Raw genomic sequence first — 22,722 nt, 5'->3', positions numbered from 1 at the left:
ACTGAGCTTAAGCACGGCGGCTCGTCGTCTCACCGGTCACGGTGGTGCTTGTCGCGAGCGATGAGGCATCCGATGCCCTGCCCGCCGCCCGGGGTGTCAGCCTTCGGCCCTCTGTGGATGGGCCCAGTCCATTGTGGTCCGTTTGGGGCTCGAGTGAGCAGATCATGTCGTCGACTACACCGCGAGACCGGGTGCCGGGGAGCGTGTGTGCACCTGCCTCTCATGAGATGGCGCATTCATGTTCACCACAGACAGAGGCCGGACGCACCTGCGCAGATGCCCAGATTCCGAGAAAGGGCGCGCGATGACGACTTCCGCGCACGGTTCCCGAAGAGGTTGCGGCTCGCCGCCAAAGAGAGAAACCGCAGGTCACACGGTGGCGCCACGGTGGCACCACCGTCAATCCTGACTTGGCCGGCGGAGAAACCCACACCGGCGACTTTGGCCCCTGGGCGAAGCCAGCGCACACGCCTGAAAAACATGATCGCACCGCAGCGCGGCCCCGTCGACCCCCGGCCGAGCCTTCGGCGATTCGGGGGCACGGGACGATCGAGCCGGGGACCCCGCGCGCACCTGCCCCGCAGAGCGGCCCCACCCGGGCGCCGCCGTCCGACTCGGGAAGACCGTCCCGTGGCTGTCGACCCGTACGAATCCGCCTCCATGGTCCCGGCGGTCACACGAAAGATTCCACCGTCCCCGTTCCGCCCCTGCCAGCAGCCGGCCTCACGGAGGTGGACGAAATGAGTGAGGCGACAGGGCCGGAGTACCTGACGCGCGCCGAGGCCGCCGCCTTGTGCCGGGTGCCGCTGCCGACCTTCGACAAGCTGCGCCGGGACGGGCTGGTCCCGCCCCACGATGCCGAGGTCGGGAAGCACAAGCTGTGGCGGGCGGAGACGATCGAGGAGTTCCTCAGCGTCGGCGGGACGAGACGGTGATGGCCGGGAGGCCGTCGAAAGACTCGCCGGTGCGGATCGACCCGCACACGGGGCGCCCGCTCCCGGAGGGCATCCGCTGGCGGGAGGACCGGAAGCGGTACCAGATCCGCCTCATCGCCCACGACATCGACGGGACGCCGAAAGAACGCACCCAGATGTTCCTCACCCTCGCAGAGGCGAAGAAGGAACTCGCCAAAGCCATCGCGGGGAAGAACCGGGATGGGGCGATGACGCTGAGTCAGTGGCACGAACGCCACTGGCCAGCGATCGCGGCCTCGGTGCGGCCGGCGACGGCGCGTGGATACGACGTCGCCTGGCGGCTGCGGGTGAAGCCCACGCTCGGGCACGTCAAGCTCGAGGCGATGACCTCACCCCTGATCGAAGCGGCGATGGTGAGGTGGTCCGGCACCCCGTCGGTCAAGGTGGACGCCCTCGCCGTCCTCAGCCGGCTCCTCGACGCCGCCCGGCGCGCCCGCATCATCGACTACAACCCCGCCCGCGAGATCAGACGCCCCACCCCGGACGCCGGGATCTCCCCGACCTCACGAGCGCTGACACTGGGACAAGTCGCGCAGCTGCTCGAGGCGGTCCCCGCGGGCCCCTACCGCCGCTACACCGCCGCCCTCGTCTACACAGGGATGCGAGCCGGCGAGGCCACCGCGGTGCGGGTACGCGACGCGGACCTAGAGCAAGGGATCATCAGGGTCAGCCGCAGCTTCTCCCCCGGACCGCACGGGGAGCTGATCGAGCAGAGCCCCAAGAGCCACAAGGACCGCGTGGTGCCCATCATCCAAGCCCTCCGACCCCACGTGGTCGATGCAATGAAGGGCAAGGGGCCAGACGAGCTGCTTTTCTCCGGACCCGACGGCGGGCGGCTCACCGCACGGAACCTCCGCCGCGCCGTGGACTGGGAGAAGATCCGCATCGCGCTCGGGAGTCCGGACTTCCGTGTGCACGACCTGCGGCACACCTTCGCGACCATCCTCTTCGACGCCGGCGCCTCGGCCCCCGACGTCCAGGCCGTGCTCGGGCACTCCAGCCTCCAGGTCACCGAGCGGTACTCCCGAGCCCGAGAAGGAGTCGCCCGGCGCGCCGGGAGCGTGCTCGACGCCGCCCTTAATGGCCCCGTTATGGCCCAAAAACTCGACGTCCCCCGGCTGTGAGAGGAGAGGCAAGCCGCCGTCGGACTGAAGCGAACCGAGAACCCGCCGCTCACCTGCGAAAACCAGAAACCCCGCACCTCGTGGTGCGGGGTTTCCGTGGTGGCTCCGACCGGCGTCGATCCGGTGACCTTTCGATTTTCAGTCGAACGCTCTACCAACTGAGCTACAGAGCCCCGGTGACTCGTCACCGATGGCAACTTGACCGGGGTCATGTCGCCGAAGCGACCCTGACGGGACTTGAACCCGCGACCTCCGCCGTGACAGGGCGGCGCGCTAACCAACTGCGCTACAGGGCCTTGAATGTCCGGGGTTTGCCCCCGCTCACAAGATCTAAATCCTAGCAGACCTGAAGGTCTGCTCCAAACCAGATCCCGTGTACCCCCAACGGGATTCGAACCCGTGCCGCCGCCGTGAAAGGGCGGTGTCCTAGGCCGCTAGACGATGGGGGCCTGAGAACCTCAACGGGCTTCCCTTGCGGGCATCCCAGTCGAAGTGGACGCAAAAAACTATACGGTGCGGCCGCCGTCGCCCACAAATCGCCCGCCCCCTCGCGGCATCCCCCAGGAGCCGCGCGCCGCACTACATTGAGCGCATGGGTGCGCCGTGGATGGACGAGGACGAATTCGAGGCGGCGGTCGAGGCCGCGCTGGCTCGAATCCCGAAAAGCCTTTCCCGACACATGGACAACGTGGCCGTATTCATCGCAGACCGCTACGAGCCCGGGCCGCACGACGATCCCGACACCGTGCTCCTCGGACTGTACGAGGGGGTTCCGCTCACCGAGCGGGACTCCTGGTACGGAGCGGGCTCGCTGCCCGACCGCATCACGATCTTCCGCGAGCCGATCCTCGAGATGTGCTCGAGCCGCGAGGACGTGGTCCGCGAGGTTCTGGTGACCGTCGTTCACGAGATTGCCCACCATTTCGGCATCGACGATCGCCGGCTCCACGATCTCGGGTGGGGTTGACGGTTGGCAGCGACACGACACGCCGACACGCCGACGCCTCTCCTCAAATGACACTGCTGTTGTTTATGCTACGTCTGTGACTAGTGTTGCAATTGTGACACTTGCGCCGTAGCCTCGGTCCGGAGACCAAGAGGCTACGAGGTGTGCTTTGGACAAGAAGTTGACGTCGACCGCGAGGCCATTCGCGGCTTTTTCCGTTGCCGCAGCACTCCTCCTGACGTTCGCCGCAGCCCCTGCGACCGCAGATGATCCGTCGATCCCCACCCCTGAGCAGATCAACGCCGCCAAGGCGAATGCGGACGCAACGGCGGCCGAGGTGACCCACGTCGAAGGCCTCATCAATTCGGCTCAGGACGGCCTCGCCAAGAGCACTGTCGACACGATGCGCGCCAACGACACGTACAGCATGGCGCTCGTGACCCTCGACCAGCGGCGCACGGATGCGCAGCAGGCGCAGAAGAAGGCCGACGCCGCTGCGGCTGCGGACGCGAGCGCAAAGAAGCAGGTTGGCGCCCTCGCGGCAGAGCTCTACCGGAGCGGCGGCCTCAACCCGGGCGTGCAGGCCTACATGGCCGACAACGCCGGAAATGTCCTGGACCGGGCCGCTGCCCTCCAATCGATCGACGCTCGGCGCTCGGAGGCCTTCAACACCGCGCAGCAAGCCGCCGCGGCCTCGTCCCAGATGCGGGCGCAGGCGGACGAGGCGACCAAGGCCGCCGACGACGCCGCCCAGGCGGCTTCGCGGGCGAAGGACGCCGCGGACGCGGCCAACGCCTCGTACCGCAGTGCCGTCACCCAGGCGAACGCCCAGCGCACTACCCTCGTGAGCCAGCTCGCGACCCTGCGCAACACCACAGTCGAGCTCGAGCAAGCCAGAGTCGCAGGCTTGGAGCAGCAGCGTCAGCAGCAGCAGTACGCCGCGATGCTCGCCTCGACGGCGGCCGCGGCGGCCGCCGCAGCCCCGGCGCAAGCGGCGGCCCAGCAGGCCGCGCCGGCCCCCTTGAGTCCGCCCGCGCCGTCGTCCGTCAACGTCGCCTCGAACGGACAGCCAAGCCCGGTCCAGGCTCCGGCACCCGCGCCAGCTCCGGCCCCAGCTCCCGCACCCGCGCCGGCTCCGGCCCCAGCTCCCGCACCCGAGCCGGCTCCGGCCCCAGCTCCCGCACCCGAGCCGGCTCCGGCCCCAGCTCCCGCGCCTGCCCCAGCCCCCGCACCAGCTCCCGCCCCGGCACCGGCCCCCGCCCCGTCTGGCTCGGGGATCCAGGCCGCGATCAGCACCGCGATGTCAAAGGTGGGCCCGCCGAACTACTACCTGTGGGGCGGCACGGGACCCACGGGGTTCGACTGCTCGGGCCTCGTCTGGTACTCGTTCAGCGCGGCCGGGATCTGGGTCCCGCGCACGGCGACGGAGCAGTACAACTCGGCGCCGACGAAGGTCCCGCTCGCGAGCGCCCGGCCCGGCGACCTCGTGGTGTTCGGCACGCCCGGCAACTTCTACCACGTGGGCATCTACATCGGGAACGGCCGGATGGTCAACGCACTGAACCCCACGGACGGCATCACCGTGACGCCGCTCGCGTGGATGTCCGGCGTATGGCCCACGGTCGCGCGGTACTGAGGGCGCGCACCAGCTAAGGCGCGAGCATCGGCCCGAACTTGGGCCGATCGGCGAGCCGCGCGTCCTCGTGGTCCGGCACCACCATGATGGGCCCCTTCGCGTGGTGCAGGACGCCGTCGGTTGTTGATCCGAGCAGCATCCCCGCGAAGCCGCCGTGCCCGCGGGTGCCCACCACGAGTAGCTCGACGGCGCGGCTCACGTCCACGAGCACGTCGACGGGCGCGCCGTCCACGAGGCTCGTCTGCACCTCGAGGTCAGGGAAGTGGCTCTGCAGCCACGCCGTCCCAGCCTTGAGCTGCGTCTGGATGTCCCGGAACAGCTGTTCGCGGTCCACGGGCGCGGGCACCCACGCGAGGCTCCCGCTGAATTGAGGAACGGCGCAGATCACGCGCAGCGGAACGCCGAGCAGCATGGCCTCCTCGGCCGCCACGAGCACCGCGACTCGGGCCTGCTCAGAGCCGTCAACGCCCACCGCGACGATGCGCTCGACTTCCTTGCGCGCCTCGCGCCCCTCCTCGGCGCGCACGTGCCTGTCCTCGACCTGCTCGCCGAGCCGCTCCGCGAAGCGCAGCGGAACCGTCACCGTGGCGCAGCGCGCGTGCGCGGGAAGGGCGCTGCTGACAGACCCCAGCAGGCGCCCGACGAAGCCGCCGCGGCCGCGCGTGCCGAAGACGAGCAGCTCTGCGGTCTCCGAGAACTGCAGGAGCACGCCGGCGGCGTCGCCGCTCTCCACCGAAGACGTGATGTCGAGATCGTCGAAGCCCTCGATCGAATCGAGCGCCTCGCGCAGCACGGCCTTGGCCCCGTCCTGGATCACGGTGTCGTCGATCGTCGAGTACCCGCCATCGAGCCCGGACGCCGCGAAGATCGGCACGCTGTAGGCCGTCACGACGTGGAGGGGGCTCCTGCGTCGCTGGGCCTCCCTCGCGGCCCAGATGAGGGCGCACCGCCCGTGGTCCGAGCCGTCGACGCCGACGACGATGCCAGTGGGCAGAGGGGTGTCCACGCCTTCACCCTGGCCGGACTCGCGCTCGGTCTGGTCTGACATCTCGTTCCTCCTCCTGAGATGGGCGCCACACGGGCCCCTTATTGACAATGGTGGTCGGTTTGGAGTGCGGGTCAAGCTCCGACGACGGCGGGCCGCGCAACCGTCTTCCGAACCCTTCGGACACCTCCCCTGGGCGGCGAATTATACCTTGTGAGAGAGGCCTACCGGTCCATCCTGAATGGGGGTAATGTTCCGAGGAGTGCTCTACCGGGGGGTGGAGAGGCACTCACACACCGTCCGCTGACAGGAGGAGAGTCGACCCGTGTCCACGCCGCTGACCACCTCTGAGTCGACAACTGCCGTGGTCATCGGCACCGGTCTCTCCGGCCTCGCGGTCGCTGGCGAGCTGAGCCGGCACGGGGTCGAGACGGTAACGGTAGACGGTCTCGAATCGGGGGCCCCGGCCACGGCCACCACGGCCCTCCGCGTCACTGACCTCGCCTCGGCGGAATCAGTCGAATACCTCCAGGTCATGCGGCACCTCCGCACGCACGTCGAGAGCCACAGCCTCGACGTCCGCCCGACCGTCCGCGCCCAGCACCTCGCGCTCGTCGAACAGCCCCGGCCCAGTTCGGGGCTGCGGTGGGCGGTCCGGACCGAATCCGGCGTGATCTTCGCCGACGCGGTGATCCTGACGCGCTGCGCGCACAACCAGCTCCGGCGCTTCCTTGCCGATCTCGGCTTCTCCCTCGGCGAGAAGCTCATGGAGGATCTGGCAAACATCGGTCTGTACCTCATCGGCGTGACGGAACTTGCCGCGCCGTCCACGCGCGAGCTCCTGTGGCAGGCCAAGTCGGTCGGCAAGGCCGTCGCGGAGGCCACGGGCGCAGAGCGCACCGACCACGCTCTCCGACCGGCGACGCGCCCGTTCGGGTCCCCGCTTCAGCCCGCCTGACCCGCTACTCGCCGAGTCAGCCCGAGGCGAGCGGCCCGCTCAGGCGGGGTCGCCGTCGTCTGTTTCCGGGGCGCGCTCCGCGTCGCGGGCTCGCCGCGTCAGCACCGCCCACACGACGAGCAGCACGATGCCCAGGACGCCGAAGACGATGATCGGCCACGGGAAGGGCTCGCTGGGCGCAGTCGGGGCGGCCGGCGGGGTCTGGACGTTCCCTGGTGCCGCGGTCTGGATCCCCGGGAGCGGGACAGCGGGAGTCGCCGCGGGCGTCGAGGCCGGGGCCGCTGACGTCGAAACGGACGACGGCGTGGGGTCCCCCGGCGCTGCGACCGCACCCGTTGGCCCAGCGAGCAGGACGGCGGCGAGCGAAACTGACGCTGCGGCGGCGCGCGAGAAGCTCAAACTGGTCCCCTTCCGGGAGTGTTCGATCACAGTAGGACGTGATGAGCACGATCTTCATTGCTCGCGGCACTAACATAGGCACGATATCCTGCGCCTACCCCAAGGGGATTTCCATGTCGACCACGACTGTGTCGACCAATGCCGTCGACCGCTACTTCAAGATCACGGAGCGAGGCTCCAACGTCGCGAGGGAGATCCGCGGCGGCTTGGCAACGTTCTTTGCCATGGGCTACATCGTGGTCCTCAACCCGCTCATCCTCTCCGGCGCCGACTCGGCCGGCAACACGCTCGGCATTCCGCGCGTCGCAGCCGCGACCGCGCTCGTGGCCGGCGTGCTCACGATCCTCATGGGCGTATGGGCCAAGCACCCGTTCGCGCTCGCGACCGGCCTCGGCGTCAACGCGTTCGTGGCCGTGACCATCGCAACGCACCCCGGGGTGACGTGGCCGGACATGATGGGCCTCGTCGTCGTGGCTGGCGTCATCATGTTCGTGCTCGTGCTGACGGGCTTCCGGACGGCCGTGTTCAAGGCCGTGCCGGAGGGCCTCAAGACGGCGATCGTGGTGGGCATCGGCGTGTTCATCACGCTGATCGGCCTCGTCGAGGCCGGCTTCGTGCGCCGCATCCCCGACTCCGCCGGCACCACTGTCCCGCTGGGCCTCGGCATCGACGGGCGGCTCATCGGCTGGCCCACGCTCGTGTTCGTGGTGGGCCTCGTGCTGACCATCGCCCTCATGGTCCGCCGCGTGCGCGGCGCGATCCTCATCGGCATCGTCGGCGCAACGATCCTCGCGAACGTCCTCGAGCTCGTCTTCCACATCGGGCCGTCGGTCGCGCCGGGACAGAAGCCGAATCCCGCCGGATGGTCCCTCGTGGTGCCCGGCCTCGGCAATATCCAGCCGATCGACCTGAGCCTGCTCGGCAAGGCCAACCCCATCGGCGCGTTCAGCCACCTCGGCGTGCTCGCGGCGCTCCTCATGGCCTTCGTGATCCTGCTCAGCATCTTCTTCGACGCGATGGGGACGATGGTCGGCCTTGCGCGCGAGGCAGGGAACATCGACGAGAAGGGGAACATCCCGAACGTCGACCGCGTCCTGCTTGTCGACGCGTTCGGCGCGATCGCGGGCGGCGGCTCGTCGATCTCCTCGAACCAGATCTTCGTCGAGTCGGGCGCGGGGATCGGCGAGGGTGCCCGGACGGGCCTCGCCTCCGTGGTCACGGGCATCATGCTCCTGCTGGCCATGTTCCTCACGCCGCTCATCAACCTCGTGCCGTTCGAGGCCGTCGCGCCCGCGCTCGTGGTGGTCGGCTTCCTCATGTTCCAGCAGGTCGCGAAGATCAACTGGAAGGACGTCGGGATCGCGATCCCCGCGTTCCTCACGATCGTGCTCATGCCTTTCACGTACTCGATCGCGAACGGGCTCGGCGCGGGCTTCGTGAGCTACGTCCTGGTGCGCACGTTCCAGGGCCGGGCACGGGAGATCCACCCGCTCATGTGGGCCGTCGCGGCGGCGTTCCTGCTGTTCTTCGCACTCGGGCCGATCGAGCAGCTGCTCGGGGTGTAGCCGGGGCGGGCGCGGGCCCGCCTAGGCTGTACCGTCCCGGCTGTCCCGGGGTGGGCGCAGGCCCGCCTAGGCGACACTCTCCCGGTTATCCCTGGGCGGGCGCAGGCCGCGAAGTGCAATCACGGCGAACACCACGGCCAGCGGGAACGAGATGACCGCAGCGCTGAGCCACGCCCCCGTGCCCTGCCAGCCCTGAACGGCCGCGTTGAGCGCCTGGAAGCCGGTCGCGGCGGCCGCGAGCAGGAAGGCCGCGCCCGCGAGCGCGGGCGCGAGCCCAGCCGGGAGCGGGGTCTCGCGCGGCAGGAAGCGCCAGACGAGCAGCAGCACGAGGCCGAGCACGCCGAGCACCACGCGGTATTCGACCACCTCGCCCCAATGGTGCTCGGCAGCCGCCTGCGCGCAGTCGAGGCCAGGGTAGGGAGCCTGCAGGACCGCGCAGCGGGCTGCCGTATACGCGACGCCGGGAAGGTCACCGGACACGAACCCTGCGCCCCAGATCCGGCCGAAGATCTCCGAGAGGGCCCCGCTCAGCCCCACCGCGATGGCGCCGACGGCGGCGAGCCCGACGATCGGCCGCACGAACGCGCGCAGCGGGAGCCGGCCAATCGCCGCGAGCGGTGTGCGCAGGGCAGGCGTCACGGTGCGGACGGGACCGAAGCGCCGGACCGCCTCGCGCTCGGCCTCCATCGGATCGAGGCCTTGGGCCCGGAGGCGGGACGCGCATTCGCGAAGGTGGCCCTCCGCCTCGGCCAGAAGCCGACGCGCGGCCGCAGGCTCGGCATCCCGCGAGGCGACCAGGAGTTCGTCGAGATAGACGTCGATCGGCGCCTCCTCTGCGGGCGTCGCATCACCCGAGCCCGCGCCGTCCGGGCCGACCGGCCCGCCCGGGGCGCTCACGACGCCGCCCCAAGGACGCCGCGGACCGCCGCCGCGAAGCCGTTCCATTCCTCAGCGCGCCTCGCGAGCTCGGTCTGCCCCGCCGTGGTGAGCGCGTAGACGCGGCGACGGCCGCCGCCGTCGTCCGCCCAGCGGCTCGCGACGCTTCCGGAGGCCTCGAGCTTGTGGAGCGCCGGGTAGACCGAGCCCTCCTGGAGTTCGAGGCGGGAGCCACTGCGCTCGTGGATGCGCGCGATGAGCGCGTAGCCGTGCGCCTCGCCCGCTCCGAGCGAGGCCAGGAGCAGGAGGTCAAGCTGTCCGTTCACTGCACTTCGTCCCATACCTAGGCAATCTAGGTATAGGCGGCCTCCTTGGCAAGGGGCCGGAGGCCCTCAATCCCAACTTGAACTGATCTTGAGGTTTTCTTGTCGGTTGGCGGGCGGTGGTCTTGAAACCGGAGCGGGAGAGTTGTCGTTGTCAGCCGCTGGGGCTGGCGCCAACATCTAGTCCGGGCGGGGGTCCGGCCGAACAGAGGATACGAAAATGGGTCTCAGCCTCAAGTCCACGTCCGGGAAGCTTCTCGCCTCGGCTGCCCTCGTCGGGGCAGCGGCCAGCGTCGCGGGGCTCGGGACGTACGGTGCTTTCACGTCCACCACCTCAGCGAGCACCACGGTCTCCTCGGGCACTGTGGTGGTCGGTCTCGGCACGGCCGGCTCGGCGACCAACCGCCTGACCGTCGCGGCCAGCGGCATCGTCCCGGGTGACACCATCCAGCGCGCCGTGACCCTGTCCAACACGGGCACGCAGAACCTCGCCGGCGTCACGCTCACGACCGCCGCGACGACCTCCTCGAAACTCGACACGGATGCCACCAACGGCCTTCAGCTCGTCGTCGACTCGTGCTCCGTCCCTTGGACGGAAGCTGGCACCGCCCCCGCCTACACGTACACGTGCTCCGGCACCACCGCGTCGGTGCTCGCGACCCACGCCGTCATCGGCACGAACGTCAGCCTGGCGAACCTCACGTCCGTCACCGCGGGCCACGCCGACAACCTCCGCGTCACGCTCACGCTGCCCACAGCCGCGGACAACACGTTCCAGGGCACCTCGAGCACCGTGGGCTTCTCCTTCACCGGCACGCAGCGCAGCGGCACCAACCAGTAGCACCCGGCTCCCGGAACCTGCCCCTCCCCTAGGAAGGCCGTCATGAGCATCACGCTTGGCGCATCTGCCGCTCCCCTCGCCAGCCCCGCCCACGGGGTGCGACTGGGACCGGGCCTCCGCAGGGCAGGGCAGGTTCTGGTCCGCGCGGCCCTCGGGTTCGTACTCGTCATCGCGGCCGCCACGTTCCTGTTCCTCGCCGTCGGGCCGCGATTCCTGGGCTACCAGACGTCGACGATGCTCACGGGTTCGATGGCCCCGCTCATCAACCCGGGAGACCTCGTGGTGAGCACCAAGACGGAGACGTCGACGCTCAAGGTGGGCGACATCATCACGTATCAGATTCCCGTGCAGGACCAACGCGTCGAGACGCATCGGATCGCGAGCATCACGCGGAACGGCGCGGGAGCCACGATCATCACGACCAAGGGCGACGCCAACAGCGGGGTGGACCCCTGGACTGCCGTCATCACCGACAGCACCGTCTACACGACCACCGCCGTGGTGCCGCATCTGGGTGACGTCATCAGGACCCTGCGTTCTCCCCTGGTCCGCGCCATCCTCGTCTTCGCTGCGCCAGCGATTTTGGTTACGCTGCTGCTCGTATCGATCTGGCGCCGGCCCACCGGCACGCCGGACACGGAAGCCCCTGCGGGCTTGGCGGGAGGGGGAGATGCTGTTGACCGCTGATCCACTGCCCGACCTCGATCGGGCCCGGTTCGAGACACTCGCGGGCGAGCTAGACTCCCGCGTCCACGCCCTCGCGTTCGCGGCCACGTTCCTCAACCTCCTGCCGCGGCGGCTCGAGAGGATCTCCACGACGGTCGATGCCGGTCAGGCAGAGGCAGCCCACGTGGCTCTCCTGAGCCTCGCGGCCTCGGCCGAGATGGTCGGGGCCCAGCGGCTCGAGCGGGACGCACGGCAGGCAGACCGCGAGCTGCGGGCGGGGCACCTTTGCGGTGCGCGCGATTCGATCCCCCAGCTCGACCGCGACGCCGAAGCCGTCGCCCGCGCGCTCACGGACCTGCTCAGAGGGCGCTGACCCGAGCTCCGGCCTCACCAGACGGGGGCCGGCCGGTCAGGAAGGCGCGGCAACCATCCCATAGCCGACGCCGCGCACGGTGCGGATGAAGCGGGGATTCCGCCCCCGATCACCGAGTTTCCGGCGCAGGTTTCCCACGTGGACCTCGACGAGATGTTCGTCCGAGGCCCATTCGTCCCCCCAGACCGAGCGGAGCAGCATTTCGCGGGTCCACACGCGGCGCGGAGACCCGACCATGAGTGCAAGAAGATCAAATTCGGTGCGGGTCAGGAGCAGTTCCTCGTCGTCGACGAACACCTGGCGGGCATCGACGTCGACCACGAGTGGGCCGTGGGCCATGCGCTCGCCGTCTGGGGCCGCTGGGCTCGGCGCGGCGGCCACAAGGCTCGGCGCGGTCGCGGCCGGCGCAGTCGGGGCCGGCGCCGCTTCAAGGACGACGGCGGGAGGCGGCGCGGCCGGCCGGGTCGCCGGACGCGGGCGGCGGAACATCGCCTCGATCCGAGCCTGAACGGTCCGGGGGCTGAACGGCTTGCTGATGTAGTCGTCGGCGCCGATCTGGAGGCCCATGAGCTCGTCGATCTCGTCCGCACGACCGGTGATCATGACGACGTAGGCATTGGAGAACTCCCGGAGCCGACGGCACACTTCGGTTCCGTCCAGGTCCGGGAGGTTCAGGTCGAGGGTCACGAGGTCAGGGCTGTGCTCGCGAACCAGGCGCAGGCCGTCCGCGCCGGTGTCGGCTTCGGCCACGTCAAACCCATGCCGCTGAAGAGTCCGGACGAGCAGGATGCGCATGTCAGCGTCGTCTTCGACGACGACGGCGCGACGGTCCGTGGAGTTTTCCCCCATGGTCTGCAAGTCTTCCAGATCCGGCGGCGTTTTACACGTCGGCGTCCCCTACGTCGGCATACCCGCATCTACATCAAACACCTCACCTTGAGCAAACCTTGAGGATCCGTTCCGGTTGGGCTTGAGGCCCGGCTGAGAGCATGGAAAGGCCATCAGAAACAACTCGGCGGAGGGGGGGGCCATGGAGCACCGGCGCATCCCGGGCACTGCGCGGCACCGCCTCGCCGTCGTCGTCGACCGCGTCCTCATCCGGGCCCTCGCGCCGTTCGTGGCCGCCGCCCTCCTGGTGGCGGCTCCCGCCGCGGCCCAGGCCGCGTTCACCGCCATTGGCACTTCGTCCCTCAGCGCCTCGACGTACAGCATCCCGGCACCCGCGAGCGTGAACGCGTCCTTTGTATGCAGCACGAACCACAAGCAGGCCACCGTGACGGTCGCCGGCTACGCCCAGGTTCCCCGCGCCACCGCGTACCTGTTCACGCTGACCGCCCCGGATGGGACGAGCAGCTCGACCACCACGACCCTGCCCACGGTTGCCCTCACCCAGTCCTCGGCCACGACAGGCAACCGCACGTACACCCTCGCCGTTCAGGCGCTCGTGGGATCCTGGGTGGGTTCGGCCCTCACGCAGCCTTACACGTGCTGAGGGGCCGCCGCTGATCAGACCGGCTCGCGCCGGAGCGGAAGGCGCACCGTGAAGGTGCTGCCTACCCCCACCTCGCTCGTGCAGGAAATGGTGCCGCGGTGCTTCTCCACGACTTCCTTGGCGAGCGCCAGGCCGAGGCCGGTTCCGGGGATGTCCGTGCCCACCACGTTGGAGCTGCGGCCGAAATGCGTGAAGATCTGCTCGAGATCCCCGGCGGGGATGCCGATCCCGTAGTCCTGAACGGTGCACTGGGCCCAGCCGCCCTCCCGCGACGCGCTCAGCACAACCCGCGTTCCTGTGCCCGAGTACTTGATCGCGTTCGAGATGAGGTTGTCGAGGACCCTCGCGAGGCCCGTCCGGTCGCCGAGGATGGGGAGGGCCCCGTCCAGGCGGACGTCCAGCCCGATGCCGCGGCGGTGCGCTGCCGGGCCCGAGGAGTCCCCGGCCTCCCGGACGAGCGCAGCGAAGTCGACCGGCAGGCGGATGGCCGCCGCGGCAGGTCCCGTCACCGCGGCGGCGAGAATATCGTCGACCATCTGATTCACGTGTTCCGCATTGCGGCTGATCACCTGGAGATCCCCGCGCGACGCAGGGCTCAGGAGCGGATCGTCGAGCACCATCTCGGCGTAGCCCAGGATGTTCCCGATCGGCGTGCGGAACTCGTGCGACATGACCGAGAGGAACCGGTCCCTGGCCCGGACCGCCATGACGACGTCGGTAACGTCCGCGGAGGCTACGACGGTCCCGGCATGCGATCCCGACGCGTCGGAGAAGCCGCGGACCGTCACCGATACCGTGCGGGCTGCGGTGCCTCGGCCGAGCGTGAACAGTTCGTGTTCGATCTCTTCGCCAGCGAGCGCCCGCTCAACCGCCCATTGCTCGGGAGGAAGCGGCTCGTCGGACCCCTCGCGGTAGATCATCATCTGGGATTCGAGCTCCTCCCCGATGCCGTCGGCCGGGACCGCGGCCGCATAGACCTCGACCTGCTTCGAGTTGGCGAACGTACCCTTTCCGTCGGCATCTAGGACCAGGACGCCGACGTCGACGGTCTCGAGGACCGTGTCGAGGAGGCGTTCGCGCGTCTCGCTCCTCGCGAGCAGCTCCTCGACGCGCGCCTGCTGGGCCATGCTGCTGGCGGTCATGACGGAGGTCCCGACCCCGATCGCGAGCATCATGAACGGCGTGACGAGTTCCGCGGCGAGGGAACGGGGGTCGAGGGTGTGCGCAATGGCCAGCGGCACCCACACCATGACGAGCGTCGCCGCGCCCCCGAGTGGAACCATGAGGCGGGTCCGATAGCCCGAGCCGGCAAGCCACATGACGGGGAACACCGCGAGGAGGCCCAGACCGGTGAGCGCGTCCGAGGCGGAGGACCGGACGAGGCCCACGGGAAGAAAATCGAGGAACGGGATCACAAGGAACGATCCGTACGGCAACCGGTTCCACGGAATCACGGCACACAGCGCGAAGATCACCACCGAGATGACCTGCCCGGCCACGAAGCCGGTGTCCGAGAGCTTGCGCGGATCCGCGAACGCGACCACCGCGCACACGAGGAGCATCGTGAGGTTGAGTGGGAGCTGGCTCAAGAGGACTCGGCCTCTCATGCTCAGCTCGTGGAACTGGCCCCTGCCCAGCACCAGGACGTCCAGCAGTTTCTCCACTACGCTCTCCCGTTTCGAGATAGTTCGCCGACACAACCAATTGTGTGACAGAACGGTCAATGCGCGCTTCAAGAAGGCGCGGCGACCTGTCGGGACGGCGCGCATCCGGAGTCCCGGACATCTCTTCCCCCAGACACTGGCGCCGGCGGCGGCCTGTGCGATGTGCTGGGGGGATGAAGGATGCCACTCGCCCTGTGTTGCCCGTCGATGTCCCGAGCGAGCCGTGGTCCGGGCGGCACGACGGCGACGCCCCCGAGCATCGCCGCTGGTGGCAGGCCGTGCGAGCCTGGTCCCCCGAGGCCCTGGCCGAGGCGGTGGATGCGGCGCGCACAGCGGACGACGGCGCGCGGCGCCCGGGCGTGCTCCTCGGCTTCCGCTCCGACGAGGGCGTGCGGCGCAACAAGGGCCGGATCGGCGCCGCGGCGGCGCCCGCGGCCGTGCGCGCGGCCTTGGGCCCGCTTGCGTTCCACCTCGAGCGCGACGTGTTCGACGCCGGCGACGTCGCCGTGAGCCTCGGTTCGGACGAGGTGCCGGGCGATCTCGAGGGCGGCCAGGAGCGCTGCGGCGAGGTGGTCTCCGCACTGATCGACGCGGGCGCGCTCACCGTGACGCTCGGAGGGGGACACGAGACGGCGTTCGCGAGCTACCTCGGGGTTGTCGACGCGGAGTCAGCGTCCGGTCGGCGCGTCGGCGTGCTCAACCTCGATGCGCACTTCGACCTCCGCGACGAGGCTCGGCCTAGCTCCGGCACCCCGTTCCTGCAGATGGCCCGCGCGGAAGCCGCGGCGGGGCGCACGCTCGAGTACGCCGTGGTCGGCATCTCGAGGCCCAACAATACGCTCGCGCTCTTCCGCCGGGCGGACGAGCTCGGCGTGCGCTACCTCCTCGACGAATACGCGAGCCGGGAGACCGCCGAGGCGTTCGTCGAAGACTTCCTCGCGGGGCTCGACGCCGTGTACCTGACGATCGACCTCGACGTCCTCCCCGCCGCCGTGGCCCCCGGCGTCTCTGCCCCAGCGGCGTTTGGCGTGCCGCTCGAGGTGATCGTCGCCGTCGTGCGTCGCGTCGTGGCAAGCGGCAAGCTCGTGCACGCGGACCTCGCCGAGCTCAACCCGAGGTACGACGTCGACGGTCGCACCGCGCGCGTCGCAGCGCGACTCGTCGACACCATACTGGGGTAGCGCGGCCGGATGTGAAGGCCCGCTCGGCTAGGACGCGAGGCCGATCGCGAGGAAGACCACCCCGAGCGCGGGCGGCACGAGCTGAGTGAGGGCGGCCCTGGCCTTCGAAGGCGACGAGAGCACAAGCACCAGCCCCGCGGCGACCATCGAACCGGCCCCGACGAACACCAGCGTGGCGCCGACGGCTGTCGCCCCCGCCGCGACCAGGACCACGCCGAGCCCGGCCGCGATGGCGAGGAACAGGTTGTAGAACCCCTGATTGAAGGCCAGCTCACGGCTCGCCTCCGCCTGCTCGACCGAGGTCCCGAACGTGGCTCGGGTCCGCGCAGCGGTCCACGCGAACGACTCCAAGTAGAAGATGTAGACGTGGATGAGCGCGGCGATGCCCGCGAGGACGAGTCCAGCGATGACCATGGCCACAGGCTACTTGCCTGCTCCCCAGCAGTCTTGATTCCGCGCGCGGCACGCCTGGTCCGCCCAGCGCAAGCACTGGCCAACTCGGCGCAAGTGCTCCACAAACGCGCGCGGGCCCCGCACCGTCATCGGCGCGGGGCCCGCTGAATTGCGAGTGTTCCTACGTTGCGAGCGAGGGAACCCTTACGCGCGGCGCACGAGCACGCCGTCGGACTTCAGGAAAAGTCGACGCGCCTCGCCACCGTCAGCCTCAATCCACAGCACGTTGCCGCTCAGCGAGACTTCCTCGACTCGCCCCGCGGCCACGAGCTGCGCGTGCTTGATGATCTCGATCGGATCCCCGGCCCGCAGCTCCGTCCAGTCGGCGATCGGCGCCTGGTGCGCGCCTCGTCTGGTCAGAACTGCTCCGCGTGCCTTCATGTCCCTAACCCCTCCGTGGATTCTGTCCCTCTAGGACCATTGTGAGCTGCGCCATTGCAGCCTCTCTGTTTCTACCGGTTCCTGCGGCGCGTCGCTATGTGGCTTCCGACGACGATGTCCAAATTTTGTTGTGCAGTCGCATAGTGGTGTGGTCAGACCACCCTGCGAGCCCGGTTTCCCGGGCCCGCAGGGGCACACCGGCACTCCCCAACCGCCCCTGAGAGGAGAGGCGTCAGCCCAGACCGCCGACCGCGTCGCTCACCGCTGCGAGCAGCTCGCCGCCCGCGAGGACGCGGTCCGCCTCCTCCAGCTCGGGAGACATGAAGCGGTCCACTCCGGGGCCGGGCACCGAGCGCCGGAGCACCGAGATCGCCGCTTGGCCGCCAGGTCCGGCGACGAGCGCGCCGCCCGACATCGCGGTGCGGAGGTCGATGGCGCGGGCCGCGGTGACGAGCTCGATCGCGAGCACGCGGCGCAGATTCTCGACGGCCTTGCGGAGCTTGCGCGCCGCGTGCCATCCCATCGAGACGTGGTCCTCCTGCATCGCGGAACTCGGAATCGAATCCACCGACGCGGGGACGGCAAGGCGCTTCAGGTCCGAGACGAGGCCGGCCTGCGTGTACTGGGCGATCATGAGGCCCGAGTCGACGCCCGGATCGTCCGCGAGGAACGCCGGGAGTCCGTGGGAGCGGGCCGGGTCGAGCATGCGGTCCGTGCGGCGCTCGGCCATCGAGGCCAGGTCCGCGGCGGCGATCGCGAGGAAGTCCAGCACGTACGCGACCGGAGCGCCGTGGAAGTTGCCGTTCGAGCTCACGCGCCCGTCGGGCAGCACCACGGGGTTGTCGATCGCGGCCTCGAGCTCGCGCTCCGCGACGGTGCGCGCGTGGGCGATGGTGTCGCGGACGGCGCCGGCCACCTGCGGGGCGCAGCGCAACGAGTACGCGTCCTGCACGCGGTTGTCGCCGACCTTGTGCGACTCGACGATCTTCGACCCGGCCAGCACGGCGAGCATGTTGGCCGCCGAGGCAGCTTGGCCCGGGTGCGGGCGCAGCGCGGCGTGGAGCTCGGGCAGGAACACCTGATCGGTGCCCATGAGCCCGTCCACCGAGAGGGCCGCCGTGACATCCGCGGTCTTCACGAGGGCGTCGAGGTCGTGGAGGGCCATGAGCAGCATGCCGAGCATGCCCTCCGTGCCGTTGACGAGCGCGAGGCCTTCCTTCTCCGCCAAGGTGACCGGGGCGATGCTGTGCTCGGCGAGGAGCTCCGCCGTCGTCCGCTCACCGCGGCCGCCGAACGTCTCGCCGTCGGGGCCCAGCGCCTCGCCCTCGCCCATGAGCACGAGGGCAACGTGGGAAAGCGGGGCCAGGTCGCCCGAGCAGCCCAGCGAGCCGAATTCCCGCACCACCGGGGTGATGTTCGCGTTGAGGAGCTTGACGAACGTCTCGAGCACCACCGGGCGGACGCCCGTGCGGCCTGAGGCGAGCGTCTTGGCGCGCAGGAGCATGAGCGCGCGGACCACTTCGCGCTCGACGGCCGGGCCCATGCCGGCCGCGTGGCTGCGAATGAGCGACTTCTGCAGCTGCGTGCGCAGTTCCTGCGGGATGTGGCGATTCGCGAGGGCGCCGAAGCCCGTCGAGATGCCGTAGGCGGGGGTCTCGCTCGCGGCGAGCTCCTCGACGTGGGCGCGGACGCGGGCCACCTCGGCGAGCGCCTCGGGCGCGACGCTCACGTGAGCGCCGTGACGGGCGACGGCGACGACGTCCGCCGCGGTCAGCCCGCCGAGGGCGAGGGTCACCTCGGTGGGGAGGTGGGTTTCGGGGGCGGTGAGAGTCATCGTCGTCGTCCTTACTTCGCAGTCTCGGTCGCGGCTGCGGGTTCGTGGGTGCGGCTCATGGGGACCTTGACGCCGCGCTCGGCGGCGACCTCGGCGGCCCGCTCGTAGCCCGCGTCGACGTGGCGGATCACGCCCATGCCGGGGTCGTTGGTCAGGAGGGCGGTGAGCTTCGCCGCCGCGAGCTCCGTGCCATCCGCGACGGAGACCTGGCCCGCGTGGATCGAGCGACCGATGCCGACTCCGCCGCCGTGGTGGATCGAGACCCACGTGGCGCCCGAGGACGCCGCGGTGAGCGCGTTGAGGAGGGGCCAGTCGGCGATCGCGTCGGAGCCGTCCTTCATGGCCTCGGTCTCGCGGTAAGGAGAGGCGACGGAGCCGGAGTCGAGGTGGTCGCGGCCGATCACGATCGGAGCCTTCACCTTGCCCTCGGCCACGAGCTTGTTGAACAGGAGGCCCGCCTTGTGGCGTTCGCCGTAGCCGAGCCAGCAGATTCGGGCCGGGAGGCCCTCGAACTCGACGCGCTCTGCGGCGGCGTCGAGCCACTTGTGCAGGTGCCGGTTCTCGGGGAAGAGCTCCTTGATCGCCTGGTCCGTGACCCGGATGTCCTCGGGGTCGCCGGAGAGGGCGACCCAGCGGAACGGGCCGAGGCCCTCGCAGAACAGGGGCCGGATGTACGCCGGGACGAACCCGGGGAACTCGAACGCACGGCCGTAGCCGCCCTTGCGCGCCTCATCGCGGATCGAGTTGCCGTAGTCGAAGACCTCGGCGCCCTGGTCCTGGAACTCGACCATGGCCTGCACGTGCCGGGCCATCGCGTTCTGGGCCTTCTTAGTGAAGCCCTCGGGGTCAGCCTCGGCCTCGGCGTGCCACTGCTCGACCGCGTATTCGGTGGGCAGGTAGGAGAGCGGGTCGTGGGCGGAGGTCTGGTCGGTGACCACGTCGACGGTCAGCTCGCCGGCGCGGTGGCGGCGCAGGATCTCCGGGAACACCTCGGCCGCGTTGCCCACGTAGCCCACGGACCAGCCCCGGCGCTCCTCCTTGGCCTTGAGCACCTTGGCGATCGCGGCGTCGAGGTCGGTCTCGACCTCGTCGAGGTAGCGCTTGCCGGCCCGGCGGCGCAGGCGGGTCTCGTCGACGTCGACGATCAGCACGGCGCCGTCGTTGAGCGTCACGGCGAGCGGCTGGGCGCCGCCCATGCCCCCGCAGCCACCGGTGAGCGTCAGGGTGCCGGCCAGCGGGCCCTCGGTCGAACCCTCCGCGGGCGGGGCGGGGTGGCGGCCCTCTGCGATGAGCTTGCGGCCAACGGCCGCGAACGTCTCGTACGTGCCCTGCAGGATGCCCTGCGTGCCGATGTAGATCCACGAGCCCGCGGTCATCTGGCCGTACATCGTGAGGCCCTCGGCCTCGAGACGGCGGAACTCGGGCCAGTTGGCCCAGTCGCCTACGAGGTTCGAGTTCGCGATGAGCACGCGCGGGGCCCACACATTGGTGCGGAAGACGCCAACCGGCTTGCCGGACTGCACGAGGAGGGTCTCGTCGTCGTCCATGTCCTTGAGCGTCTCGAGGATGGCGTCGTAGGCCTTCCACGAGCGCGCGGCCCGGCCGGTGCCGCCGTAGACGACGAGCTCGTCCGGGCGCTCGGCAACCTCGGGGTCGAGGTTGTTCATGAGCATGCGCATCGGCGCTTCGGTCTGCCAGGACTTGGCGGTGATCTCGGTGCCGCGCGGGGCGCGGACCGGGCGGGCTCCGGTGGTGAAGTCGGCCTTGCGGGCCTGACCGGTGGTGGACATCGTGACTCCTGCGTCGGTGATGGTGGTCTCGCGATCCAAGGGGATCTTCTGTATCCATGACACCTCGCCGGGGGCCGCGGAAACAGGGGGTTCGGAGGGGACCTGTCCGGAATTCCAGACGTTCCCACCGGGCGCCTTCAGTTGCCGACCGGGATTGGCTCTCGCCGCCCGGCGAGCCCCACCGACGCGCCGATAGCCAAGCTGATTCGCCGCCCGATCCCGGTCGGAATCCGGAGGGGTGCCGGCGTCCGGCCACCCCACACCAGGCGACGCTCAGTCCTCGCGTTGAGTCGTCGCGCTCAGTCGGCGATGAGGCGCTTCCCGAACGTCACGACCTCGTCCTCCGCGTAGCCCGAGCCGCCGTAGAAGCCGTGGGCCTTCTCGTTCCCGCGGCGCACCATGAGCATGGCCTTGGGACAGCCGAGCGCCTCGAGGCGCGACTCCGCCTCCGCGATGAGCGCGCGACCGATCCCGCGTCCCTGATGCGTGGGCGCCACGGCGAGATAGTAGATCCAGCCGCGGTGTCCGTCGTAGCCGCACAGCGCGGTACCGACGACGACGGCGCTGCCGCCACCTTCGCCGTCGTCGTCACCGGACGCCGCGGCATCTTCCGCGACGAGGAAGAGGTCCGGCCACGTCGCGACGGCCCGGTCGATGTCCTTCCCGGGATCGTTCCACGGCCTCGTGAGCCCCACCTCGCACCAGAGGGCGACGACGGCGGCGCGGTCGGTTTCGGCGAAAGGACGCAGAAGCATAAGCCAACGGTACTGGGCGGCACGCTGCCGTCTCGCCGATGCCTAGCGCGACCAACGGCGCGCCCGACCGCGCAGCGCCGGGCGCCCGACCCGGTCGCGTTCTCGCGGGCAATCGTCGTCGAACGGAAGGCCAAAGCGTTTGAACCGAGGAGAATGCATTGCATTGCCTCACGGTCGATCAAGCGTTTAACCCCCTAAATTGAGCGGTGCTCACCGCGCCGCCGTAGACTTCGAGAACGATGACGTCGGAAGAGGCAGCAGGCCGGCGCGGCAACGCCGCAGGAGCGTCGGCACGGAACAAGTCGAGCCACTACGTGACCATGCGCGAGGTTGCGGAGGCGGCTTCTGTCTCGGTGGCCACCGTCTCCCTTGTGGTGAACAACAAGCCTGATGCACGGATCAGCGCTGAGACGCGCGCCCGCGTCCACGACGCGATCCGCACGCTCGGCTACCGGCCCAACGCCCTCGCGAAGACCCTCGTGAGCGGCGGTTCGCGCTTCATTGGGCTCGTGACCGATGCGATCGCGACGACTCCCTTCGCCGGCCAAATCATCCACGGAGCCCAGGACGAGGCGTGGAAGCATGGATTCGTCCTGCTCATCGCGAACACCGAGGGCAACGAAGACGCCGAGCGCGAGGCCATCTCGATGATGCTCGAGCACCAGGTGCGAGGAGTCCTCTATTCGACTTGGTACCACCGGGCGGCAGAGGTCCCAAAGGCCCTGCAGGAGACGGACTTCGTCCTCGTCAACTGCTACTCGCCCGCCCGCGACGCGCGCGCCGTGGTGCCAGCCGAGGTCCAGGGCGGCGCGAACGCCACACGGCTCCTGCTCCGCGAGGGGCACCGGAGGATCGCGGTCGTCAACACCACGACCCCGTCCCCCGCGCACGACGGACGGCTCCGCGGCTATCGCGAGGCCATCGAGGAGGCCGGAGTCGCCTACGAACCTTCGCTCGTGTTCGACGCCCGGCCGGACCAGGAGGGAGGCTACGGTGTCGCAGAAGAGCTTCTGGCCCAGAACCCGACGGCGGTGTTCTGCCATAACGACCGGGTCGCGATGGGCCTCTACGACGGGCTCCGCGAGCGCGGGCTGTCGGTTCCGGGTGACATCGCCGTCGTCGGCTTCGACAATCAGGAAGTCATCGCGGCCCACCTGCGTCCGCCGCTGACCACGGTCGCACTCCCTCATTACGAGCTAGGCGCCGCCGGCATCCAAGTGCTGCTTGGGCTCGCCGAGACCGCGGGCGACGGCCGGCTCGAAATCGACTGTCCCGCCGTCGAACGCGCCTCGGTGGGGCCGGCGCCAGCCCCAGCCCCCGTCTCGGATGCGATGGGACGACGGCCTCTTTAGCCCCGGCGATGCGTCTGGTCACGCGGCCCTCGCCCCCGTCATGATCGCGACCTCATCCGTCATGGAATGAGTTTGCGGCATGACCTTGCTAAAACGCTTGACCACTCGATGTGACGCACCTTACAGTCGTGGTGATCAAACGCTTTAGCAGATT

At 69.8% G+C, this 22,722-nt stretch carries 23 protein-coding genes and 3 tRNA genes; 12 read left to right on the top strand and 14 right to left on the bottom strand.

Features of this window, described 5'->3' with window-relative positions; translation table 11 throughout:
- The first annotated feature begins 740 nt into the window (after nt 1-740).
- Both E6A26_RS15595 and E6A26_RS15590 read left to right on the top strand, forming a co-directional pair.
- Complete coding sequence (locus tag E6A26_RS15595; protein WP_136612123.1) at nt 741-935, top strand: helix-turn-helix domain-containing protein; 195 nt, start codon at nt 741-743, stop codon at nt 933-935.
- Nucleotides 935-2,098, top strand: a complete 1,164-nt coding sequence (locus E6A26_RS15590) for a tyrosine-type recombinase/integrase (RefSeq protein ID WP_136612122.1) — start codon at nt 935-937, stop codon at nt 2,096-2,098. The genes E6A26_RS15595 and E6A26_RS15590 overlap by 1 nt, the downstream gene beginning before the upstream one ends.
- 97 nt (nt 2,099-2,195) lie before the next feature.
- On the opposite strand, the gene E6A26_RS15585 is transcribed toward E6A26_RS15590, so the two are convergent.
- The 3 genes from E6A26_RS15585 to E6A26_RS15575 form a co-directional block, all read right to left on the bottom strand.
- Nucleotides 2,196-2,271: transfer RNA gene (locus E6A26_RS15585), tRNA-Phe, on the bottom strand.
- A 49-nt stretch (nt 2,272-2,320) separates the two neighbouring features.
- A tRNA-Asp gene (locus E6A26_RS15580) sits at nt 2,321-2,394 on the bottom strand.
- An 80-nt stretch (nt 2,395-2,474) separates the two neighbouring features.
- Nucleotides 2,475-2,547 (bottom strand) — tRNA-Glu (locus E6A26_RS15575).
- Between the two features lie 143 nt (nt 2,548-2,690).
- Between E6A26_RS15575 and E6A26_RS15570 the strand changes: the two genes are divergently transcribed.
- Together E6A26_RS15570 and E6A26_RS15565 are read left to right on the top strand one after the other, a co-directional pair.
- The gene (locus E6A26_RS15570; protein ID WP_136612121.1) at nt 2,691-3,065 is read left to right on the top strand and encodes a metallopeptidase family protein; all 375 of its coding nucleotides are present in this window, start codon (nt 2,691-2,693) and stop codon (nt 3,063-3,065) included.
- 148 nt (nt 3,066-3,213) lie between these two features.
- The gene (locus E6A26_RS15565; protein WP_136612120.1) at nt 3,214-4,680 is read left to right on the top strand and encodes a C40 family peptidase; all 1,467 of its coding nucleotides are present in this window, start codon (nt 3,214-3,216) and stop codon (nt 4,678-4,680) included.
- Nucleotides 4,681-4,693: 13 nt separating this feature from the next.
- On the opposite strand, the gene E6A26_RS15560 is transcribed toward E6A26_RS15565, so the two are convergent.
- Nucleotides 4,694-5,728 carry a universal stress protein gene (locus E6A26_RS15560; RefSeq protein ID WP_136612119.1) on the bottom strand — a complete coding sequence of 345 codons (1,035 nt, stop codon included), beginning with the start codon at nt 5,726-5,728 and terminating at the stop codon, nt 4,694-4,696.
- A 262-nt stretch (nt 5,729-5,990) separates the two neighbouring features.
- Between E6A26_RS15560 and E6A26_RS15555 the strand changes: the two genes are divergently transcribed.
- The gene (locus E6A26_RS15555; protein WP_211129188.1) at nt 5,991-6,623 is read left to right on the top strand and encodes an NAD(P)/FAD-dependent oxidoreductase; all 633 of its coding nucleotides are present in this window, start codon (nt 5,991-5,993) and stop codon (nt 6,621-6,623) included.
- A gap of 39 nt (nt 6,624-6,662) precedes the next feature.
- Here E6A26_RS15555 and E6A26_RS15550 read toward each other — a convergent pair whose 3' ends face one another.
- A complete protein-coding gene (locus E6A26_RS15550; protein WP_136612118.1) occupies nt 6,663-7,022 on the bottom strand; it encodes a hypothetical protein in 360 nt (119 codons plus the stop codon).
- A gap of 113 nt (nt 7,023-7,135) precedes the next feature.
- Between E6A26_RS15550 and E6A26_RS15545 the strand changes: the two genes are divergently transcribed.
- Nucleotides 7,136-8,587, top strand: a complete 1,452-nt coding sequence (locus tag E6A26_RS15545; protein ID WP_136612117.1) for an NCS2 family permease — start codon at nt 7,136-7,138, stop codon at nt 8,585-8,587.
- A 66-nt stretch (nt 8,588-8,653) separates the two neighbouring features.
- On the opposite strand, the gene E6A26_RS15540 is transcribed toward E6A26_RS15545, so the two are convergent.
- Nucleotides 8,654-9,484 carry a permease prefix domain 1-containing protein gene (locus E6A26_RS15540; protein ID WP_136612116.1) on the bottom strand — a complete coding sequence of 277 codons (831 nt, stop codon included), beginning with the start codon at nt 9,482-9,484 and terminating at the stop codon, nt 8,654-8,656.
- A complete protein-coding gene (locus E6A26_RS15535; RefSeq protein WP_136612115.1) occupies nt 9,481-9,804 on the bottom strand; it encodes a PadR family transcriptional regulator in 324 nt (107 codons plus the stop codon). Before E6A26_RS15535 ends, E6A26_RS15540 begins: the two co-directional genes overlap by 4 nt.
- A gap of 202 nt (nt 9,805-10,006) precedes the next feature.
- Between E6A26_RS15535 and E6A26_RS15530 the strand changes: the two genes are divergently transcribed.
- From E6A26_RS15530 to E6A26_RS15520, 3 genes are read left to right on the top strand one after another with little or no spacing between them, the layout of a single operon-like run.
- On the top strand, nt 10,007-10,627 hold the full coding sequence (locus E6A26_RS15530) for a TasA family protein (protein WP_136612114.1): 621 nt from the start codon (nt 10,007-10,009) through the stop codon (nt 10,625-10,627).
- 42 nt (nt 10,628-10,669) lie between these two features.
- A complete protein-coding gene (locus tag E6A26_RS15525) occupies nt 10,670-11,314 on the top strand; it encodes a signal peptidase I (RefSeq protein ID WP_136612113.1) in 645 nt (214 codons plus the stop codon).
- A complete protein-coding gene (locus E6A26_RS15520; protein WP_136612112.1) occupies nt 11,304-11,666 on the top strand; it encodes a hypothetical protein in 363 nt (120 codons plus the stop codon). The genes E6A26_RS15525 and E6A26_RS15520 overlap by 11 nt, the downstream gene beginning before the upstream one ends.
- A 36-nt stretch (nt 11,667-11,702) precedes the next feature.
- Here E6A26_RS15520 and E6A26_RS15515 read toward each other — a convergent pair whose 3' ends face one another.
- Nucleotides 11,703-12,515 (bottom strand): response regulator transcription factor, encoded by an 813-nt coding sequence (locus E6A26_RS15515; RefSeq protein ID WP_136612111.1) that lies wholly within the window; start codon nt 12,513-12,515, stop codon nt 11,703-11,705.
- A 181-nt stretch (nt 12,516-12,696) separates the two neighbouring features.
- Between E6A26_RS15515 and E6A26_RS15510 the strand changes: the two genes are divergently transcribed.
- Nucleotides 12,697-13,158: a hypothetical protein gene (locus E6A26_RS15510; RefSeq protein ID WP_136612110.1), complete on the top strand. Its 462-nt coding sequence runs from the start codon at nt 12,697-12,699 to the stop codon at nt 13,156-13,158.
- A gap of 14 nt (nt 13,159-13,172) precedes the next feature.
- Here E6A26_RS15510 and E6A26_RS15505 read toward each other — a convergent pair whose 3' ends face one another.
- Complete coding sequence (locus tag E6A26_RS15505) at nt 13,173-14,822, bottom strand: sensor histidine kinase (protein WP_168928760.1); 1,650 nt, start codon at nt 14,820-14,822, stop codon at nt 13,173-13,175.
- A gap of 173 nt (nt 14,823-14,995) precedes the next feature.
- Between E6A26_RS15505 and hutG the strand changes: the two genes are divergently transcribed.
- Nucleotides 14,996-16,003, top strand: coding sequence for a formimidoylglutamase (gene hutG, locus E6A26_RS15500; protein ID WP_136612108.1), 1,008 nt, complete (start codon nt 14,996-14,998; stop codon nt 16,001-16,003).
- Nucleotides 16,004-16,030: 27 nt separating this feature from the next.
- Here hutG and E6A26_RS15495 read toward each other — a convergent pair whose 3' ends face one another.
- The 5 genes from E6A26_RS15495 to E6A26_RS15475 form a co-directional block, all read right to left on the bottom strand.
- Complete coding sequence (locus E6A26_RS15495; RefSeq protein ID WP_136612107.1) at nt 16,031-16,417, bottom strand: DUF1304 domain-containing protein; 387 nt, start codon at nt 16,415-16,417, stop codon at nt 16,031-16,033.
- Between the two features lie 183 nt (nt 16,418-16,600).
- A complete protein-coding gene (locus E6A26_RS15490; protein ID WP_136612106.1) occupies nt 16,601-16,837 on the bottom strand; it encodes a hypothetical protein in 237 nt (78 codons plus the stop codon).
- Nucleotides 16,838-17,069: 232 nt separating this feature from the next.
- On the bottom strand, nt 17,070-18,671 hold the full coding sequence (hutH, locus tag E6A26_RS15485) for a histidine ammonia-lyase (protein ID WP_136612105.1): 1,602 nt from the start codon (nt 18,669-18,671) through the stop codon (nt 17,070-17,072).
- Between the two features lie 11 nt (nt 18,672-18,682).
- Entirely contained in the window at nt 18,683-20,461 is a 1,779-nt protein-coding gene (locus tag E6A26_RS15480) for a urocanate hydratase (RefSeq protein WP_136612150.1), read from the bottom strand.
- Nucleotides 20,462-20,760: 299 nt separating this feature from the next.
- Nucleotides 20,761-21,216, bottom strand: a complete 456-nt coding sequence (locus E6A26_RS15475; protein WP_136612104.1) for a GNAT family acetyltransferase — start codon at nt 21,214-21,216, stop codon at nt 20,761-20,763.
- A 239-nt stretch (nt 21,217-21,455) separates the two neighbouring features.
- On the opposite strand from E6A26_RS15475, the gene E6A26_RS15470 reads away from it, so the two are divergent.
- On the top strand, nt 21,456-22,568 hold the full coding sequence (locus E6A26_RS15470) for a LacI family DNA-binding transcriptional regulator (protein ID WP_136612103.1): 1,113 nt from the start codon (nt 21,456-21,458) through the stop codon (nt 22,566-22,568).
- Nucleotides 22,569-22,722: the final 154 nt, after the last annotated feature.

The organism is Sinomonas albida, from assembly GCF_004919045.1.
GTDB classification, from domain to species: domain Bacteria; phylum Actinomycetota; class Actinomycetes; order Actinomycetales; family Micrococcaceae; genus Sinomonas; species Sinomonas albida.
This window is presented reverse-complemented; position numbering and strand designations above follow the sequence as displayed.